The organism is Tessaracoccus bendigoensis DSM 12906, assembly GCF_900141915.1.
In the GTDB taxonomy this organism is placed as follows: Bacteria; Actinomycetota; Actinomycetes; order Propionibacteriales; family Propionibacteriaceae; genus Arachnia; species Arachnia bendigoensis.
Window position 1 is genome coordinate 19,900 of record NZ_FQZG01000038.1, and the last position, 19,401, is coordinate 39,300.

Consider the following 19,401-nt stretch of genomic DNA (forward strand, 5'->3'; position numbering starts at 1 on the left):
TACCGTTCCGGCCGGGAGCACCACCGCGAGCGCCCGAGGGGCTGACCAGCGATTTGGCGGAACGTCTTAAACCGGCTCCCGGTAGCGGCTATTGTCGCCATTGCGCAACGAGGCGCACCACTTCGAGGAAGCTCACCCGTACATGAATGATCCGACGCCTCCGACGACGCCCGGGACCATCCCGGCCGCGGAGTTCCACCGAGTCCAGCAGTCCCCCGAGTTCTCCAACCTAAGGAAGACCTTCCGCTCCTTCGCATTCCCCATGACGGCGGTCTTCCTCATCTGGTATTTCGCCTACATCCTGGCATCCATCTTTGCCAAGGAACTGATGATGACGAAGGTGATCGGCGACATGACCGTCGGTCTGCTGTTCGGCATCGGCCAGTTCGTGAGCACGTTCCTGATCACCTGGCTCTACATCCGCTACTCGAACAAGAAGGTCGACCCGATCGCGCAGGAGATCCGCGAAGACCTTGAAGGGAGCATCCGATGAGGCTGCTTGAGTCCGAACAGCTGGGCAACCCGATCATCAATATCGCCATCTTCGCCGCGTTTGTGGTGGTGACCCTGTTCGTCGTGATCCGCGTCACCAGGGGCGGGCAGAAGAAGGCCAGCGACTTCTACACGGGCGGCGCCCAGTTCGACGGCAGGCAGAATGGCTTCGCGATCGCGGGCGACTACCTGTCGGCGGCATCGTTTCTCGGCATCGTCGGGGCCATCGCCCTCTACGGCTACGACGGCCTCCTCTACTCCGTCGGCTTCCTGGTGGCCTGGCTCGTAGCCCTGCTGCTGGTGGCCGAGCCCCTCCGCAACACGGGCAAGTACACGATGGCCGACGTGTTGAGCTTCCGCATGAGGCAGAAGCCGGTCCGCCTGGCCGCTGCCATCTCGACGCTGGCCGTCACGTTCTTCTACCTCCTGGCCCAGATGGCCGGCGCCGGCGCGTTGGTCTCGCTCCTGCTCGGCATCCAGTCGGTGATCGGCCAGAACATCGTCATCGCCATAGTCGGCCTGCTGATGGTGGGCTACGTCCTGATCGGCGGCATGAAGGGCACCACCTGGGTGCAGATGATCAAAGCTGTGCTGCTGATCACCGGCGCGCTCGCCATGACCGTGTGGGTGCTGGCCAAGAGCGGCTTCAGCATGTCCAACCTGTTGACCGAGGCGATCACCAAGAGCGCCGCCGACGGGTCGACCGTCGACCTTCTGGCGCCGATGGAGCGCTACACCGACCCCATCGGCCTGATCTCGATGGGTCTCGCGCTCGTGCTCGGCGCCTCGGGCCTCCCCCACGTGCTGATGCGCTTCTACACCGTCCCCACCGCCAAGGAGGCCCGCCGTTCCGTCACGTGGGCGATCGGCCTGATCGGGGCGTTCTACCTGTTCACCATGGTGCTCGGCTACGGCGCTGCCTGGCTGGTCGGCCCCGAGGCGATCAAGAACATGCCGGGCGGCGCAAACGCGGCGGCTCCTGCGCTCGCCTACGAACTGGGCGGGACCGTCCTGATGGCGGTCATCGCGGGCGTCGCCTTCGCGACCATCCTCGCGGTCGTGGCCGGCCTCACCATCACCGCGTCGGCCTCCTTCGCGCACGACATCTACAACTCCGTGATGAAGGACGGCAAAGCCGACCCTGCCCGCGAGGTGAAGGTCGCCCGCTACACGTCGATCACGATCGGCATAGTCGCGATCGTCGGCGGAATCGTGGCGAACGGTCAGAACATCGCCTTCCTGGTCTCGTTGGCCTTCGCGGTCGCCGCATCGGCGAACCTGCCGTCGATCCTCTACTCGCTCTACTGGAAGAGGTTCTCCACCGCAGGGGCGGTCTGGTCAATCTTCGGTGGCCTGATCACCGCAGTGGTGTTGATCATCTTCTCGCCAGCCGTCTCGGGCGGGCCGGGCTCGATGTTCCCCAACGTGGACTTCCACTGGTTCCCGATCGATTCCCCCGCCATCGTGTCTGTGCCCGTCGGGTTCTTCCTCGGCTGGCTCGGCTCCGTCGTCAAGCCCGACGGCGACGAGTTCGCCGATCAGGCGGCCGAGATGGAGGTTCGTTCCATGACCGGCGCAGGTGCCGCCGGAGCGCTCGACCACTGATCTGCACACGCAAGAGCGGCCCTCCCCATTTCCGGGGAGGGCCGCTCTCGTGTGTGGTGGGCTCAGATGAGGCCGAGCTCGGTGACCGCGTTGCGCTCGTCGACCAGCTCGGCGACCGAGGCGTCGATCTTGGCGCGGGAGAAGTCTCCCAGTTCGAGGCCTTGGACGATCTCGTACTTCCCGTCCTTGACCGTCACCGGGAAGGAGGAGATGAGTCCCTCGGGGACCCCGTAGGACCCGTCGGACGGAACCGCCATCGAGACCCAGTCTCCCTCGGGGGTACCAAGCACCCAGTCACGCATGTGCTCGACCGTGGCGTTGGCGGCCGACGCCGCCGACGAGAGCCCGCGGGCCGCGATGATCGCCGCACCCCGCTTGGCGACCGTCGGGATGAACGTGTCCTCGAGCCACGCCTGATCGTTTACCTGCTCGGCTGCGTTTTCCCCGTTCACGAGGGCGTTGAACAGGTCCGGGTACTGCGTGGCCGAGTGGTTACCCCAGATGGTCATGTGCGACACGTCGTTGACGGAGACGCCCAGCTTCGCGGCCAGTTGGTACTTGGCGCGGTTGTGGTCGAGGCGGGTGAGCGCGTTGAACCGCTCGGCCGGGATGTCGGGCGCGTTCTTCAGCGCGATGAGCGCGTTGGTGTTGGCCGGGTTACCGGTGACGAGCACCTTGACGTCGTCAGCGGCGACGGCGTTGAGCGCCTTACCTTGAGCGGTGAAGATCGCCCCGTTGGCCGAGAGCAGGTCGCCACGCTCCATCCCCGCCTTGCGGGGCATCGCGCCGACCAGCATGGCCAGGTTGACGCCGTCGAACACCTTGTTCGGGTCGTCCCCGATCTCGATGTTGACGACGTTACCGAAGGCGCAGTCGTTGAGTTCCATGACCACGCCCTCGAGCGCCTTGAGCGCTGGGGTGATCTCGAGCAGCCTAAGTTCGATGGGACGATCCCCCAGCAGCGAACCGCTGGCGATGCGGAAGAGCAGGCTGTAACAGATCTGGCCTGCGGCGCCGGTGACGGCGATCTTGACGGGAGCCTCAGTGCTCACTTCTCAATTCCTCTCATAGGTCTTGTGGCCCTGACTCTACCCTCATCGGCTCTGTCTCCGTCCGGGGGGCGGACAGTTGTGTCGACGAACGTCGCGCGCACCGGACCGGTGCATGGTGCATGCGGCGGTGAAGCCCCAAGGCGTCTGGGGCCCCACGATGCTCGCGAGACGACCTCCGTCGATGCGGAGGATGACCGCAGTTGGGGAGTCAGGCCAAGTTCATCGTCGTCGGCCAGGGGTCGTCGCTCGACACCAACCAGAAAGCGCGACACCAGCGATCCGACGCCGACACCAACCAAAAGGCGCGACACCAGCGATCCGACGCCGACACCAACCAAAAGGCGCGACACCAGCGATCCGCGCCCGACACCAACCGTTAGGCGCGACACCAGCGGTATACCGCTGGTAACCAGCGATACCGCTGGTAACCGCCACAAACCACTGGTAACAGGGGCGGGCCGACGGTGGGCAGCCCTCCGCCCGCTGCCTGACCAGCCACTCGATCAACGATTCCTCAGAAGAGCCGGAAACCCCACTTGAGAACCTCCAACAACACCACAAGAACCACCCAGGCCATGAGCGTGATGGTCAGCCACCCGTCGCGCGCGAAACCGCGCAGCTTCTCCAAGACGGCCGGTGAGACGTACAGGTTTCCTTCAAGGATGTTCCAGTGCGTCATCGACCAGAACACGAAGGTGGTGGCCAGAGTCACGGTCAGGCACCAGGGGCAAAGCGCCCCGATCACGAAGGTCGACTGGAACAGCAACCAGTAGGCGAAGATCACGCCGAGGAGGTAGACCACGTTGGCCGTGAACATGAACCACTTCGGGAACCGCGTCTTCCAGAGCGAGGCGACGGCGATCGTCATCACCACCGGCTCCGAGATCAGTCCGAGGAACGCGTTGGGGAAGCCGAACACGTTGGCCTGCGGCGTAAGTCCGACCTTCGCACAGTCGAAGATCGCGTTGATCGAGCAGGCCAGCACCGCATCCGGGTTCCTGGCGAGCACGAGTGCGTCGTAGGCGAGGATGAACGAGGCAACCAGGCTCAGCGTCGCGAACACCAGCATCTCGCCGAACAGAATGTAGCGGGACCGGTCCGGGGGCATCACCCTCTGGTCGACTCTCACTCGCCCCGCGTCGGATTCTCCGGTGGTCGCTGCTGCTGACATGGCGCAATCCTAACGGGGTCGGGCGAAGGGGCAGGAGCCGCCTCAGCCCATTTCGCTTGCAGCTTGGATGGACTGGCCGCGACCGGCACTTCGCTTGGTATGGAATCGGGCCAGCGCCATCGGGACGGGCCCCGGCGGCTCGCGTTCCACCGCGAGCGACGCGGCCACCACCGCCACGCTGCGGTTGCCAAGCAGGGCAGATCGAACTGACGGCGGAGGTCCACCGTTCATGACAGAATCGAACTGCCCCAAACATGCAGGAGGACCAATGTCGTCTCGTCCGACTCGACGCTGGTCGCCGCACTCGTTGTCAACGTGGCCCTGATAGTTCCGGTGCCGCCAGGTCGCACATTCGGCACCATCTTCAAGGGAAAGTGCACGGCCGACGAGGCGCTGCTGTCTGCCGGTGGGGTGAGCAGCGCCGCCCCGACCAACGTGGCGTTCCTGTTCCGGCAGCGTTTCTTCGTCAACGGCATGCTCGAGGGGGATGCGAAAGAATGACCGAACACGACCACAGAGAACCGCCGTGCCCCGACTGCCGGGTCTGGGACCCACTTGCGAGCACCCGCACACCGGAAGACCCGCCCCTGGACGTCCTCACCACCGGGCCGCTGTTCTTCGATCTCATCTTCTCCGGCCTGCCGCGACTCCCCGAACCGGGGGAGGAACTCTTCTCCACCGGCATGGGTTCCTGCCCCGGAGGCATCGCCAACCTCGCCACAGCCACCGCTCGACTGGGGCTGCACACCGGCCTGGTCACCGGGTTCGGTGACGACGCCTACGCCGACTGGATGTGGGACGTGTTGCAGGACGACGAGCACATCGACCTGTCGGCCTCGCGCCGCTTCACCAACTTCCACTCGGCACTGACCGTCTCAATGGCATTCCGCGGCGATCGCGGGATGGTCACGCATGTCCACGAGTTGCCGGAGTCACTGGAGTCGGCGCTGCTCGAGGCCCCTGCGGCCAAGGCGGCCGCCATCGACCTCAACTCGGAAGGCCCTCACTGGCGCACTCTCAAAAGCCGCGGCACGCTGCTGTTTGCCGACATCGGTTTCGACGACTCCGGCAAGTGGGACCCGGCACGCCTCGCCCCCCTCGAGTTCTGCCACGCATTCACCCCCAACGCCGTTGAGGCGATGGCCTACACCCACACCGACCGGCCGACGGCGGCCGTGAGGAAGCTGGCCGAGCTCGTCCCCCTGGCCATCGTCACCGACGGCGTCGGCGGAAGTTTCGCGATCGACGGCTCCACGGGAGAGGAAGCGTACTGCCCGTCGGTGCCGGTGGAGGCGATCGACCCAACGGGTGCAGGCGACGTGTTCGCCGCTTCCATCGTGCTCGGCACGCTGGCTGGCTGGCCGCTCGAGTTCAGGCTCCGGTTCGCCTCCCTCAGTGCCTCGATGGCCGTGCGCCGATTCGGTGGATCGCTGGCCGCGCCCGGTTGGGGCGACATCGCCGACTGGTGGCGAACGCTTTCGAAACAGGCGGATGACGGCGACCTCCGCGCCGCCTACATCGCGCGCGACTACGCGTTCCTCGCTGAACTGATTCCAACGCATCCGGTTGCGGGGGTCCGCCGCGCTGAAGGCACCTTCGCGCTGGCCGCCCACCTCGGCTACAAGAGGGGCCATCCAGAGGGCGCCTGAGAGTCGGCTCGATCAGTTCGGCGGTACGATCGCGGCCACCGCCGCCGTCGCCACACCGAGCACCGCCATCACCGTCACGTCGATCCACTTGCGGCGGATCACGAGCAGCCCCGCGACGCTACGCGGCAGCACAAGCCGGAGTAACGCCCCGAGCAGCAGGGCTGCGGCGATCAGCGTCGAGGCCAAGCGCCAATGCCCGAACAACGCCGTCACAACTGCGCCGAGCACCACACAGATGACTGCAACGAGCGGCCAGGGGTTCAGCGGGTACGATTCTGGCGGCTTATCGGGCATTGAGGTCTTCGGCCCGATCCACGACGTTGCTCAGCAGCATGGCGCGGGTCATAGGACCGACCCCGCCGGGGTTCGGGGTGACCCACGCGGCCTTCTCCCAGACGTCTGGGGCCAGGTCGCCGGTGGTCTTGCCGTCGACCCGGCTGACCCCCACATCGACCAGCGCCGCCCCTTCACGGATCATGTCGGCCGTGATCATGTGGGGAACACCTGCCGCCGCCACGACGATGTCGGCCCTACGGGTGTGATCCGCGACGTCGCGGGTGCCGGTGTGACACAGCGTCACGGTCGCGTTCTCGCTGCGCCTTGTCAGGATCAGGCCCAGCGGGCGACCCACGGTGATGCCTCGGCCGACGACGACCACCTCCGCGCCCCGGATCGGGACATCGTGGCGGCGTAGGAGTTCCACGATGCCGCGCGGCGTACACGGCAGGGTCGCCGGTTCGTTCAGCACGAGCCGGCCGAGGTTTATGGGGTGCAGCCCATCGGCATCCTTATCCGGGTCGATGAGGCCGAGCGCCCAGTTCTCGTCCAGGTGTTTCGGAATCGGCAGCTGCACAATGTAGCCGGTGCAGGCCGGGTCAGCGTTGAGCGCCTCAATCGCCTCGCGCAGCTGGTCGGCCGTCGCGTCCGCGGGGAGCTCGACCTGGATCGAGGCGATGCCGACCTCGTCGCAGTCGCGGTGCTTCATGCGCACGTAGTTCTGGCTTGCCGGGTCACTGCCGACCAGCACGGTCGCCAGCCCGGGGACGATGCCGCGCTCGCGCAGCATCGCGACCCTGGTGGTCAGCTCATCCTTGATGGCCCGGGCGGTGGCCTTGCCGTCGAGTGCCTTGGCGGTCATCGGCGTCCTCAGTGGAAGAAGTGTCGGGTACCGGTGAGGTACATCGTCACACCCGCGGCCTGCGCAGCGTCGACGACCTCCTGGTCGCGCACCGAGCCGCCCGGCTGGACGATGGCGCGCACGCCGGCGTCGAGCAGCACCTGGGCCCCGTCCGCGAACGGGAAGAACGCGTCAGAGGCCGCCACCGAGCCGGAGGCCCGCTCCCCGGCACGGTCCACCGCGAGATGGCACGAGTCGACTCGGTTGACCTGCCCCATGCCGACGCCGACCGAGGCGCCGTCGTGGGCGAGCAGGATCGCGTTGGACTTGACCGCGCGCACCGCCCTCCAGGCGAAGACGAGGTCGGCGAGGGTCGCGTCGTCGGCAGGCTCGCCGGAAGCGAGGCGCCAGTTCGCCGGGTCGTCGCCGTCGGCGTCGATCGCGTCGGTGTGCTGCAGCAGCATGCCGCCGTCGATCTGGCGCAGCGCCAAGCCGCCAGCTGTGCCGTCATCGGCGATCAGGATGCGGATGTTCTTCTTGCCGGAGAGGATCTCCACGGCGCCCTCTTCGTACCCGGGGGCGACGACCACCTCGGTGAAGACCTCGCTGACCTGCCTGGCCATCTCCACCGACACCGGCCGGTTGGCGGCGATCACGCCGCCGAATGCGGACACCGGGTCGCAGGCGTGCGCCAGGCGGTGGGCGGCGGCGATGTCGTCGGCGACGGCGATCCCGCAGGGGTTGGCGTGCTTGATGATCGCGACGGCCGGGCCGGGGAAGTCGTAGGCGGCGCGTCGGGCGGCGTCGGCGTCTACGTAGTTGTTGTAGCTCATCTCCTTGCCGTGCAGCTGGGTCGCGTCGGCCAGGCCGGAACGCCCGTCACCGTTGCAGTAGACGGCCGCACCCTGGTGTGAGTTCTCGCCGTAGCGCAGGTCGGCGACCTTGCGCCAGGTGCCGCCGACCCAGGACGGGAAGCCGGAGCCCTGCGAGGAGTCGGTCAGTACGCTGCCCATCCAGCTTGCGACTGCGACGTCGTAGTTGGCGGTGTGCACGAAGGCCGCCGCGGCCAACACCTTGCGCTGCTGGAGGGTGAAGCCGCCGGCGACGAGCGCGGCGCGCAGCGCGGGGTACTGCTCGGCCGAGGTGATCACCGCGACGGACGGGTGATTCTTGGCCGCGGCCCGCACCATCGTCGGACCACCGATGTCGATCTGCTCGACACACTCATCCTCAGACGCGCCGGAGGCGACGGTCGCCTCGAAGGGATACAGGTTGGTGATCACCAGGTCGAACGGGGCCACCCCGAGCTCGTCGAGTTGCGCACGATGCGACTCGAGCCTGCGATCGGCGAGGATACCGGCGTGCACCTTCGGGTGAAGGGTCTTGACGCGGCCGTCGAGGCACTCCGGGAATCCGGTCACGTCCTCGACGGGAATCACCGGAACCCCCGCCTCCGCGAGCTTGGCCGCAGTGGATCCGGTCGACACGATCTCGACTCCTGCGGCGGCGAGCTCTCGCCCCAGGTCGACCAGCCCGGTCTTGTCATAAACGGAGACGAGCGCTCTGCGGAGCGGGATCAGATCGGTCACGGGTTTTCCTTCTTCCATTCGGAGACGGCCTGGATGAGCAGGCGGCGTTCCACCACCTTGATGCGTTCGTGGAGTGATTCGACGTCGTCTCCCGGCAGCACGTCGACGGCCCCCTGCAGCAGAATCCTACCGGTGTCGACACCGGCGTCGACCAGAAAGACCGTCGCCCCCGAGACCTTCACACCGGCTCTGAGCGCGTCGCGGGGGCCGTGTATACCGGGGAAGGCGGGCAGCAACGCCGGATGCGTGTTGATCATTCGCCCCCCGAAGCGTGCCAGGAACGCCTCTCCGACCAGCTTCATGAACCCTGCCGATGCCACGAGGTCGGGGTCGAACGCTCCGACCAGTTCGGCAAGTTTCGAGTCCCAGGTCGCCCTGTCAGAACCCTTGATGAACGGGTGCGCCACGGCGGGGATGCCCCGGCGACGGGCCCGTTCGAGCCCCTCGGCCGTCGACTGGTCGGAGACGACAGCCACCACCTCCGCGTCGACGTCACCCGCATCGATCGCGTCGATGAGCGCCTGGCAGAGAGTGCCGGTACCTGACAGAAGGACGACGACCCGGATCATTGTCCCAACCCTACGGCCTCGACGGGATGGCGGCGGCGCATCAGCAGTCCGAATAGGAGACCGAAGGCCATGCCGGACAGGCCGAGGATGGTCGGCGCGAACATGACAAGGGCGGTGACCCGGGCGCCGACCAGTGCGAGTCGCTCCAGGCCGAGCGACCCGGAGCCCAGTGCACAGGCCACCACAACCAGGCCGCCTGCGAGCAACCCGCTGCCGCCCCCAATGAGGGCGGTCCGGTCGAAACGGCTGCCAGGTAGCGTCAGGGCCACCACCAAGGCGGCCACCGCCCCACTGACGATGCCGACACCGAACCACCAGTAGTTCGCGGGTGAGCCGAAGTCCGGGCCGGGGACGGCGCCGAGGATTGGGATCGCGGGCAGCAGGCCCACGTCGGAGGTGAGCATCGTGACGACGGAGCCGTCGCCAAGCGTGAAGCCGGCGCCGAGCAGCCAGGAGATGCAGACGAGGATGAAGTTGGGCAGGTACGCCAGGTGCAGCGCGATCAGGAGGAACGTGGCTGTCGGGCCACCACCGAGCCCTTCCGCGATGACCGAGATCTGGTCCCGCGAGGCCAGGAGTGCGACGGTCAGCAGCACCGCACCTCCTGCGAGCAGCGCCAACAGCGCGGCCCCGGCCGCCCTTGGCACGACCCTCAGAGATTCAGGCCACGCCGCCGTGGGGTCGTACCCGAGGCCGCGCGCCGCTCCCAAGAGCCCAGCGACGATCCCTATCGCCAGGCTCCCGGCCACACCACTGAACGACAGTGTCTGGTTGACCGCCGCGATGACTGACATGCCCACGGCGTAGACCGCCGCGAAGAGGCCAGCCACCCGCCAGACGACCACCTCCCGCCCGGGTCTGAGGCGATCGGTGCCGGATGCACCCACGCGCGAACCGGCGGCCTGCCTGGCCGCGAACGAAGTGATGGGCAGCGACAGGAGGATGAGCAACGTGGAGAGCCCGAGCGGCGCAATCCCGACCGGCAGCCCCCCGATCTCGACCGGGGCACCATTGGCCAACAGCAACATCTTCGAGGCGAGCGCGAGCGCGCCGGGCAGCGTCGCATCCGGGGAGGTGAGCCAGCCGATGGCGGCGAGCCCCCCCAGCACCAGCCACATCGCAAGCAGCACCGCGATCGGCCCGAAACCCGCGGTGACATACCAGGGCCAGGACCACTGGCGTTGGTGTCCACGGGGGACCCGATGGACGTCCATGGCCACCGTCCGGGGCTTAGCAGAGGTCCTTGCCATCCAGATTCTCCACTCGCACTTCTCGCATGTTTGTTCGCTCCCCCGGTAGTGTTGCCAGACGACACCCTATATATCAAGCAGTGGCCGTTTGGAGGTGATGGCATGTCAGATGGTGAGGAGACGCGCCCTCGTCGGGCCCAGGCGTCGGATAAGCCTGAGACTGACGAGATCGACGATACCGCAGCCGCATCGCCGGGCAGCCCGCGACGCAGCTCACCCGACGAACCCGCTCTCGACCCGGAGCCGGACGGCGGGGAGCCGGGGTCGAACCCATTTGCGCGCCCCGGCAGCGACTCCGCCCGCATGCCGACGCCCGAGAGCCCGACCCGCGGCGGCGATCCCCTTGAGGCCACCCCGATCCCTGCACCAGTACTCCCCTCTTCCGCGTTCCAGGGCCCGGCGCCACGCCGCTCGGCCCTTTCAAGCACGAGTCCCGTCGAGTCGGATTCCGCTTCACAGCAGTGGCAGTGGGTTGCGGCCCATCGCAACCGCCTCGTCGTCTGGGCCGCCGGTGGCCTCGCCATCGCGCTCGCGCTTGCGCTCATTTCGTTCTTCATTGCCCGCAGCATTCGGGATGCCGGGCCGGGAGCCGTCTCGCCGTCTGCGAGCGCCACCGCGACCCCGAGCCCCTCGGCCAGCGCCACACCGATCACCGATGCCGACCTCGTGGAGCCCGCCGACCTGGCGGCCATCTCGACGGTCTCGAGCTGGTCTGAGGTCTCGACCACAGACTCGGTCGCGGATCACCAGAGCTTCGCCACGTGCCTCAGCACCGTAAGCGTCGACGTCAATCCAGTGCAGAGCTTTCAACGCTCACTGGCCACCGGCGGAGATGACAAGCTTGCGACGTTGCACCAGATCGACGCGTACGCCGACGAGGACGCCGCCACCTCGGTGATGGATGCGCGGACCACGGCGCTGTCCAACTGCGCGGCCGTTCTGGTTCAGGCACGCATCGTCGGGGCGAGCAACGTCACAGGGTTCGCCGATCGCACCTTCCAGATCGACCTGGTTGCCGACGACGAGACTCCCGACTACCGCACCCTGCTGTTGACGCAGGAAGGTCGCACCCTGCAACTCTTGGAGGTGCGCAGGCTGGATGATGCCGTCCCGGCCGAGGATGTGGCCACCGCCCTGACCCGCCCGCAGCAGGCCATCAACGAGGCGGCCGGCGCCGACGAGCAGGTCGACCCCGTCGTGACACCGGGCGTCGTCCCGGCGGTCGAGCCGTACGGTTGGCTCATCGCCTCCGACCTGCCGCGCGTCCGGGCCGGGGCCGGGCTGTGGTCGGCCTCGGAACCGCAGGCCCTCACCACGTTCGGCACCGGATGTGAAAACATGACGCTGTCGAGCGAGGCCGGTCCCACCCAACGACAGGTGGCCCGCTATCAGATCGCCCAGGACGACGAGACCCCTGCGCTGTTCGGGTTGGATCAGGCGGTCTTCACGTTCGACGACAAGGAGACTGCCGCCACCTTCGTGACGAAGCTGGGTGGCAACCTGGCGAACTGCAAGGCCAGGGTGCCCGGTTCCGACGTCTCGGAGGCCGATGCGGTCGCGTCGGTCGGCGTGGACGGACAGAAGGGGTCGTCTCGGATCTTCACGATCACCCGACAGCAGAGCAACGACACCAGGAGCGCCTGGCAAGCGATCATCACGGTCGTCGGGGAACGCGTGTCCTACACGCTGGTTTCCGTCGAGGGTGGGTACCAGTTCAAGGCAGCCCAGCTGAGCACGCTCGCCGAACGGGTCGGGGTCCGCCTCACCCAGTTCGAGTGACACTCCCCCGCCACGGAACCAAGCGACGCCCCCACGAGAACTCGTGGGGGCGTCACCTTGTGACGAAGATCAGGAGCGGCTGCTTCTGAGCTCCGCGATCGCGTCGCGGACGAGTTGGGCCGTGAGCGACGGTGTCTCTCCGACGAGCACCCCGGAGGCCTCGAGCGCCTCCTTCTTCGCTGCCGCGGTCCCCGCAGAGCCGGTGATGATCGCCCCGGCGTGCCCCATCGTCCGGCCGGGCGGGGCGGTGAAGCCCGCCACGTAGCCGATCACGGGCTTGGTGATGTTGGCTGCGATGTAGTCTGCGGCACGCTCCTCCGCGTCACCGCCGATCTCGCCGATCATCACGATGATGTCGGTGTCGGGGTCGTCTTGGAAGGCCTGCAGGACGTCGATGTGTGTGGTCCCAACAACGGGGTCACCGCCGATGCCGACAGCCGTTGAGAAGCCGTGGTCGCGCAGTTCATACATCATCTGATAAGTGAGGGTGCCGGACTTGGACACCAGGCCGATGCGACCCTGGCCGGAGATGTGTGCGGGGATGATCCCGACGTTCGACTTGCCTGGTGAGATGAGACCCGGGCAGTTCGGGCCGATGACCCTCGTACCCGACGCGCGGGCGGCGGTCAGGAACTCGATGGAGTCGCGCACCGGGATGCCCTCGGTGATCACCACGCAGAGCCCGATCTCCGCTTCGACGGCCTCGAGAACCGCGGCCTTGGCGAACTTCGGCGGCACGAAGACCACGGAGACGTCGGCTCCGGTCGCCGCCACCGCCTCGGCCATCGAGCCGAACACGGGCACGGGGTCTTCCTCGAACAGGACGGACTCCCCGGACTTGCCGGGCGTGACCCCACCGAGGATCCGGGTGCCGGACATGATCATGCGCTGGGTGTGTTTGCGGCCCTCGCGACCCGTCATGCCCTGGACGAGGACCCTTGAGGAGGCGTTGATGAATACAGGCATCCGTGGCTCAGTTCTCTTCGGCGGCGAAGCGCGCCGCGGCACGGGCTGCTTCGTCCATGGTGTTCTTGACGGTGATGAGGGGCAGGTTGGCCTCCGAGAGGATCGCCTTCCCGACCTCGACGGAGTTGCCGTCCAGCCGCACGACGATGGGGAGCCTGGCCTCTTCACCGAGCATCTCAAGCGCGTTGACGATGCCGTTGGCAACGTCGCTGCACGCGGTGATGCCTCCGAACACGTTCACGAACACGGACTTGACTTGCGGGTCGCTCATGATGATGCGCAGCCCGTTGGCCATGACCGCGGCAGACGCGCCACCCCCGATGTCGAGGAAGTTCGCCGGGTGGGGTTGCCCGGGGAGTTCTAACCCGGCAGCGGCAACCACGTCCAGGGTGCTCATCACGAGCCCCGCACCGTTCCCGATCACGCCTACAGTGCCGTCCAGCTTGACGTAGTTCAGGTTGAGGTCGCGGGCCTGTCGTTCAAGGTCGACCGTTGCCGCGGCCTCCTCGTACTCGTCCCATTCAGGGTGCCGGAACGCGGCGTTCGCGTCGAGGGTCACCTTGCCGTCGAGCGCGATGATGCGGCCATCTCCGGTCTTGACCAACGGATTGACCTCGACGAGGGTGGCGTCGGCTTCTCGGAACACCTGCCATAGTTGCTGCAGCACCTCCACGATGGGCCCGTGGTCATCCGGCAGGAATCCGGCCTCCTCCACGATCCGGGCCGCGACCGCCGGCGTGATCCCCTCGACCGGGTCCAGGGGAACCTTGACAAGTGCCTCCGGCCGCTCGAGCGCCAGGGTCTCGATCTCGACGCCGCCCTCCACGCTGCACATGGCGAGGTATCCACCCGAGGCGCGGTCCAAAAGGATTGAGAAATAGAACTCCTCAGCGATGTCGGCCGCGGGGCTCAGCATCACCGTCTCGACCCGGTGCTCCTTGATGGTCAGGTTCAGGATCTCGGTTGCCGTCTTCAGGACGGCCTCCTCGCCCCGGGCGAGTTTTACGCCGCCCGCCTTCCCCCGGCCACCGGTCCGGACCTGCGCCTTGACGACGGCAAGGTCGGCACCAAGTGACTTGTAGGCCTCGACGGCCTCTTGCGGCGTCGTCGCCGTCCTGCCTGCCAGGACAGGGACGCCGCCCCGCTCGAACAGGTCGCGCGCCTGATACTCCAAGAGATCCACGTTGTTCCTTTGGGTGTGAGTAGGTGACCACCGCGCCAAAGACTACCCTTCCCGCGCAACCCCAGACCCGATTTTGAGAGAATCCTGAGAACTGTTAAGGTTCTCTTCGGAAGGTCCCGAAGGGACACCCACATATGTCAGGAGTCAGGTGAAGGACGCAGCCAAGCGCGGGGCGCAGGTCGACTTTGAAGGTGACGTCGCCGAACTCGAGGCCAACGACCCAGGACGCGCACAGCGCGGGGCCGTCGCCTTCGGGCTCAGCCGGAAGCTGATCGCCCTCAGCGTATCGGGCGCGGTAGCCGTCGCCGCACTCTTCTCCCTGGCCTTCGTGAGCCGGGGTTCCGGCCTTGACAACTCATCCGAGTCGGCCGACGCCACAGCGGCCGTTCCGGCCGCGGCCGTCGCCGCCGTCGAGGAGGGGTTCGCCGACCGGAGCGAAGAGGTCAGCCGCAATGCCGTCCGTTCCAACCTGAGCGAAGCGGTCGCCGACGAGAAGGCGAAGGACCGTACGGCCAACATGGGCGCCTCATCAGAGGACGCCGTCAAGGCTTACACCGACATGACCTCCGAAGAGCGGCAGCGCCTCATGGACGAGGACATGGCCCTTGTCGATGCCCAGAGCGCGAAGCTGAAGAAAGAGGCCGAGGAGGCCGCCCGGAAGCTCGAAGAGGCCAAGAAGGCAGCGGCGGCCGCGGCCGCGAGCGGTGGCGAGGTCACCGAGACGGCGGACCTGAGCGCCGAGGACGTCTCCAACCTGAGCTCCACCGGTGGCTCGATGCCCCTGAAGAGCAACTACAGCATCGGTGCATGGTTCGGCAAGACGGGCTCGTGGTCGCGCTACCACACCGGCCAGGACTTCCCCGCCCCGATCGGCACCCCCATCTACGCGGTCGCCTCCGGCGTGATCCTGAGCCCCACCGCTGGCGGCTGGGCAGGCACCAACGTCGTCATCAGGCACTCCAACGGCGGCGCGACGCTGTACGCCCACATGAGCCGCAAGGTCGTCAACACCGGTGAAACCGTCAAGGCTGGCCAGCTGATCGGTTACGTCGGCGTCACCGGACGCAGCTTCGGCGCCCACCTGCACATGGAGTACTACAAGCCGGGCGTCACGCCGGGCAAGGTGTACGAGGCCTCTGACCCGATGGCCTTCCTGAGGTCGCTCGGCGTCGCCTGAGCCACAAACGCGAAAGAGGGGGCGGCCCGGCGGGCTGCCCCCTCTTTCGCGCTCAGCGCAGGTCTGACGCGACCCGACCACGGCTCAGAGCTTCTCCATCGGGGAGTGTTTCAGGCTGAGTCGCTTGGTGCCCGCCGAACCGAAGTCGACATCGACCCTGGTCGCGTCCCCGACCCCCGTCACCGCAAGCACAGTGCCCATCCCGAAAGCGGCGTGCAGCACCCTGTCGCCGACATCCACGGTGGCCACGGTCTTCACCGGCCCGCCGCCCTTCCCGAACGACTGCATCGACGCCGACGTAGTCCGGTTCCTGGTCGCAGCCTGACCGGCCCACGTGGTCGACGACACCGCCGTGCGACGCCAGTCGAGCACGTGTGGGGAGATCTCGCCGAGGAAGCGTGACGGCGGGTTGTAGGTGGGCGACCCGAAGGTCACGCGCACGCTGCTGCGGCTGAGGTAGAGCCGCTTGCGCGCACGGGTGATGCCGACATAGGCGAGCCTGCGCTCCTCCTCCACCTCATCCGGCTCGGTGAGGGTCCTCATGTGGGGGAAGAGGCCCTCCTCCATGCCGGTCAGGAATACGGTGTCGAACTCCAGCCCCTTCGCGGTGTGCAGCGTCATCATCGTCACCACGCCCTTGCCCTCTTCGTGGTCGGGAACCTGATCTGAATCGGCGACCAGGGCGATCCGTTCCAGGAACGCAGGCAGGGAGTCGTCGGGTTCCGGCATACCGGCGGCGAGCCCGACGGCCTCTTCATCCAGATCGACGGTGTTCGCATTGGCCACGAACTCGCCGGCGACCGAGACGAGTTCGACGAGGTTCTCGATCCGGGTGAGATCCTGCGGGTCCGTGGAGGCCTCCAGTTCGGGCAGGTAGCCCGACTCCTTGAGGATCGACGTCAGCACCTCATCTGCCGGGGAACCGTTGGCGACCATGGCCCGGTGCAGGTTCATGACGTCGACGAAGCCCTGGATCTGCCGGAGCGATCTCGTGGCCAGCCCCGGCGCCTCGGAGGCCCGCTGGAGGGCGTCGAAGAATGAGGTGCGCTCGGAGGAGGCGAGGCTCGAGATTGAAGCCTCCGCCCGGTCGCCGATGCCACGCTTGGGCACGTTGAGGATGCGGCGCACGGAGACGTCGTCTGCGGGGTTCGCGATCGCACGCAGGTAGGCGATGGCGTCCCTGATCTCCCGGCGTTCGTAGAATCGCACGCCACCGACCACCTTGTATGGCATACCGACGCGGATGAAGACCTCTTCCAGGGCCCGTGACTGGGCGTTGGTGCGGTAGAACACGGCCGTGTCGCCGTACTGGCTGACGCCCTGGTCGGACAGTTTGTCGATCTCGTCTGCGACGAACTGGGCCTCGTCGTGTTCGGTGTCGGCGACCCAGCCCACGACGAGTTCACCCTCACCCAGGCTCGACCACAGTCGCTTCTCGCGGCGGCCGGTGTTCTGGGAGATGACCGAGTTGGCCGCCGTCAGAACGTTCTGGGTGGATCGGTAGTTCTGGTCGAGGACGATGGTCTCGGCCCCGGGGAAGTCCTTCTCGAAGTCGAGGATGTTGCGGATGGTTGCGCCCCGGAAGGCGTAGATCGACTGGTCCGAGTCGCCGACCACCATCAGTTCGGCGCCTTCGACCATCGCGGGCCCGGCCCCAGTGTCCTCGTCGGAGCAGAGTTCCCGGATGAGTGCGTACTGTGCGTGGTTGGTGTCCTGGTATTCGTCGACCAGTACCTGCCGGAACCTGCGTCGGTACTTCTCCCGCACGTCGGGAAACGCCCGGAACAGATGCACCGTCGTCATGATGAGGTCGTCGAAGTCGAGCGCATTGGCTGCCCCGAGCCGACGTTGGTACTCGCCGTAGGCCTCCGCGTAGACCTGCCGCTGTTGACCGCTGGCTTCAAGGGCTGCCGTTTCATGATCCACAAGGTCGTTTTTGTAGTTTCCGACGGCGTTGAGGACGGCGCGAACCGGGAACCGCTTCGGGTCGACCTCCAGATCCCGCAGCACCAGCGACATGAGGCGTTTGGAGTCGGCATCGTCGTAGATCGAGAAACTCTTCGAGATGCCGAAGCGGTCGATGTCGGAGCGCAGGATGCGCACGCAGGCCGAGTGGAAGGTCGAGACCCACATCAGCTTTGCACGGTTTCCGACGAGGTCGACGACGCGTTGCCGCATCTCCGCGGCCGCCTTGTTGGTGAACGTGATGGCCAGGATCGACCCGGGATGGACGCCCCTCTCTGCGACTAGGTGCGCGATCCTGCGGGTGAGCACCCTCGTCTTGCCCGAACCGGCACCCGCGACCACCAGGACGGGCCCCCCGGCGTGCAGCACGGCCTCCCGCTGGGGTGGGTTGAGGCCGTCTAGCAGTTCCTCGGCCCCCACCTTCTTCGCGGTCGTCTTCTGGTCCCGGCGCTCGGGATCGGGGCGGGATGTGGGCGTCGTCTCATCAGGCCGGAAGGCGGCGAAGAGATCGGGAAACAGGGAGTCGCTCATGTCGAGGGACAAGACTACCTGCCCGCCCCACGCCGACGGCCCCCGGTAGCATGGCGGACATGCGCTCCACCTTCGCGAAGACCCAACGGATCGTGAACCGCATCACCGCCTCGATCCTCATCCTCCAAGTCGCTGCGATGGCGCTGATGACGCTGGTTGAGTCGCTTCGCAAGAAGCACCGCAAGCTCCGGAAGTTCCCGGTGACCCCACCCGAACCGGTGGCGGTCCAACAGGACGAGATCACCGTCTACACCTACGGGGAATACCTGTTCGACGCGATGCTCAAGGCCATCGACTCGGCCGGGAAGGTGGTCTACTTCGAGTCCTACATCTGGAAGTCCGACGCCACCGGTGAGGCTTTCGTCAGCGCCCTCAACAGGGCCGCTGAGCGTGGCGTGGAGGTCTACGCCGTCTGGGACGGATTCGGCAACCTGGTCGTGCCGTTGCCCTTCTACCACCGGCTGTCGCCACGGGTAAACGTCCTTTGCTACCCGGCGTTCCCCATCCCTTGGCGACCCCGCACGTGGGGCCGCAACCACCGCAAACTGCTGTGCGTCGACGGTCGGGTCGGCTTCGTCGGCGGCTACAACATCGGTTCGCTCTATGCGACGGGATGGCGCGACACGCATGCCCGCATCGTCGGCCCCGGGGTCGCCGAACTTGACAACGCGTTCATCGACTTCTGGAATCAGAACCTCGGTCGACACCGACGCCCGATCGAGGACAACCCGGCACGCGGCTGGAGGACCGACCTGCGGCTGCACCGCAACACCCCCCGCATCCAGGTCTACCCGATCCGTAACATGTACCTGGAGGCGATCGACCGGGCGCAGGAGCGGATCTGGCTGACTCACGCCTATCTCCTCCCCGACGAAGACTTCGTGGCGGCGTTGCGGGATGCGGCGAACAGGGGGGTCGATGTGCGGATCATCATCCCCGAGCGATCCAACCATGTGGTGGCCGACTGGCTGTCGCGGGGCTTCTACGAACGGTTGCTGCGCTCAGGAATCCGGCTGTTCCTCTACCAGGGGGCGATGGTACACGCGAAGACGGGCACGATCGACGGGCACTGGTCGACGATCGGCACAGCCAACCTCGACCGGTTGAGCATGCTGGGCAACTACGAACTGAACCTCGAGATCACCGACCGAGACGTGGCCACGCAGATGGAGAGCGTCTACGCCACCGACCTTTCCAACTGCATCGAATTGAATGAGGAACGCTGGAGGTCCCGCTCCCTGGTGGCCAAGGGCACCGAGGCGTTCCTGTCACCCTGGCGGCCACTTTTCTGACCCCCGGGGGGGGG

General features: G+C 66.8%; 17 protein-coding genes. 7 read left to right on the top strand and 10 right to left on the bottom strand.

Features of this window, described 5'->3' with window-relative positions; translation table 11 throughout:
* The first annotated feature begins 142 nt into the window (after positions 1–142).
* Entirely contained in the window at positions 143–493 is a 351-nt protein-coding gene (locus BUC15_RS10995; protein WP_073188174.1) for a DUF485 domain-containing protein, read from the top strand.
* A complete protein-coding gene (locus BUC15_RS11000; protein WP_073188177.1) occupies positions 490–2,097 on the top strand; it encodes a solute symporter family protein in 1,608 nt (535 codons plus the stop codon). The genes BUC15_RS10995 and BUC15_RS11000 overlap by 4 nt, the downstream gene beginning before the upstream one ends.
* A gap of 62 nt (positions 2,098–2,159) precedes the next feature.
* Here BUC15_RS11000 and BUC15_RS11005 read toward each other — a convergent pair whose 3' ends face one another.
* Entirely contained in the window at positions 2,160–3,149 is a 990-nt protein-coding gene (locus BUC15_RS11005; protein WP_073188180.1) for a malate dehydrogenase, read from the bottom strand.
* Between the two features lie 514 nt (positions 3,150–3,663).
* Entirely contained in the window at positions 3,664–4,320 is a 657-nt protein-coding gene (locus BUC15_RS11015; protein ID WP_217652210.1) for a vitamin K epoxide reductase family protein, read from the bottom strand.
* 315 nt (positions 4,321–4,635) lie between these two features.
* Here BUC15_RS11015 and BUC15_RS19520 point away from each other — a divergent pair, with 315 nt between their 5' ends.
* Together BUC15_RS19520 and BUC15_RS11020 are read left to right on the top strand one after the other, a co-directional pair.
* Positions 4,636–4,821: a hypothetical protein gene (locus tag BUC15_RS19520; RefSeq protein ID WP_139280222.1), complete on the top strand. Its 186-nt coding sequence runs from the start codon at positions 4,636–4,638 to the stop codon at positions 4,819–4,821.
* A complete protein-coding gene (locus BUC15_RS11020; protein WP_073188185.1) occupies positions 4,818–5,969 on the top strand; it encodes a carbohydrate kinase family protein in 1,152 nt (383 codons plus the stop codon). The genes BUC15_RS19520 and BUC15_RS11020 overlap by 4 nt, the downstream gene beginning before the upstream one ends.
* A gap of 12 nt (positions 5,970–5,981) precedes the next feature.
* Here BUC15_RS11020 and BUC15_RS11025 read toward each other — a convergent pair whose 3' ends face one another.
* Genes BUC15_RS11025 through BUC15_RS11045 form a run of 5 tightly spaced genes read right to left on the bottom strand, consistent with a single transcriptional unit; the run spans position 5,982 to position 10,494 of the window.
* Complete coding sequence (locus tag BUC15_RS11025) at positions 5,982–6,263, bottom strand: DUF3017 domain-containing protein (protein ID WP_073188187.1); 282 nt, start codon at positions 6,261–6,263, stop codon at positions 5,982–5,984.
* The gene (locus BUC15_RS11030; protein ID WP_073188188.1) at positions 6,253–7,107 is read right to left on the bottom strand and encodes a bifunctional methylenetetrahydrofolate dehydrogenase/methenyltetrahydrofolate cyclohydrolase; all 855 of its coding nucleotides are present in this window, start codon (positions 7,105–7,107) and stop codon (positions 6,253–6,255) included. The genes BUC15_RS11025 and BUC15_RS11030 overlap by 11 nt, the downstream gene beginning before the upstream one ends.
* 8 nt (positions 7,108–7,115) lie before the next feature.
* Complete coding sequence (gene purH / locus BUC15_RS11035; RefSeq protein WP_245787958.1) at positions 7,116–8,675, bottom strand: bifunctional phosphoribosylaminoimidazolecarboxamide formyltransferase/IMP cyclohydrolase; 1,560 nt, start codon at positions 8,673–8,675, stop codon at positions 7,116–7,118.
* Complete coding sequence (gene purN, locus BUC15_RS11040; protein ID WP_073188190.1) at positions 8,672–9,244, bottom strand: phosphoribosylglycinamide formyltransferase; 573 nt, start codon at positions 9,242–9,244, stop codon at positions 8,672–8,674. Before purN ends, purH begins: the two co-directional genes overlap by 4 nt.
* The gene (locus tag BUC15_RS11045; RefSeq protein ID WP_139280223.1) at positions 9,241–10,494 is read right to left on the bottom strand and encodes a cell division protein PerM; all 1,254 of its coding nucleotides are present in this window, start codon (positions 10,492–10,494) and stop codon (positions 9,241–9,243) included. The genes purN and BUC15_RS11045 overlap by 4 nt, the downstream gene beginning before the upstream one ends.
* A 102-nt stretch (positions 10,495–10,596) precedes the next feature.
* Here BUC15_RS11045 and BUC15_RS11050 point away from each other — a divergent pair, with 102 nt between their 5' ends.
* Complete coding sequence (locus BUC15_RS11050) at positions 10,597–12,273, top strand: hypothetical protein (protein ID WP_073188192.1); 1,677 nt, start codon at positions 10,597–10,599, stop codon at positions 12,271–12,273.
* Positions 12,274–12,342: 69 nt separating this feature from the next.
* Here the strand turns inward: BUC15_RS11050 and sucD are convergent, their stop codons facing one another.
* Both sucD and sucC read right to left on the bottom strand, forming a co-directional pair.
* Positions 12,343–13,239, bottom strand: coding sequence for a succinate--CoA ligase subunit alpha (gene sucD, locus BUC15_RS11055; protein ID WP_073188193.1), 897 nt, complete (start codon positions 13,237–13,239; stop codon positions 12,343–12,345).
* Between the two features lie 7 nt (positions 13,240–13,246).
* Entirely contained in the window at positions 13,247–14,422 is a 1,176-nt protein-coding gene (gene sucC, locus BUC15_RS11060) for an ADP-forming succinate--CoA ligase subunit beta (RefSeq protein ID WP_073188195.1), read from the bottom strand.
* A gap of 148 nt (positions 14,423–14,570) precedes the next feature.
* On the opposite strand from sucC, the gene BUC15_RS11065 reads away from it, so the two are divergent.
* On the top strand, positions 14,571–15,599 hold the full coding sequence (locus BUC15_RS11065) for a M23 family metallopeptidase (protein WP_073188196.1): 1,029 nt from the start codon (positions 14,571–14,573) through the stop codon (positions 15,597–15,599).
* Between the two features lie 84 nt (positions 15,600–15,683).
* Here the strand turns inward: BUC15_RS11065 and pcrA are convergent, their stop codons facing one another.
* Positions 15,684–18,095 (bottom strand): DNA helicase PcrA, encoded by a 2,412-nt coding sequence (gene pcrA, locus BUC15_RS11070; RefSeq protein ID WP_073188197.1) that lies wholly within the window; start codon positions 18,093–18,095, stop codon positions 15,684–15,686.
* A 59-nt stretch (positions 18,096–18,154) separates the two neighbouring features.
* Here pcrA and BUC15_RS11075 point away from each other — a divergent pair, with 59 nt between their 5' ends.
* Positions 18,155–19,387, top strand: coding sequence for a phospholipase D-like domain-containing protein (locus tag BUC15_RS11075; protein WP_073188201.1), 1,233 nt, complete (start codon positions 18,155–18,157; stop codon positions 19,385–19,387).
* Positions 19,388–19,401 lie beyond the last annotated feature (14 nt).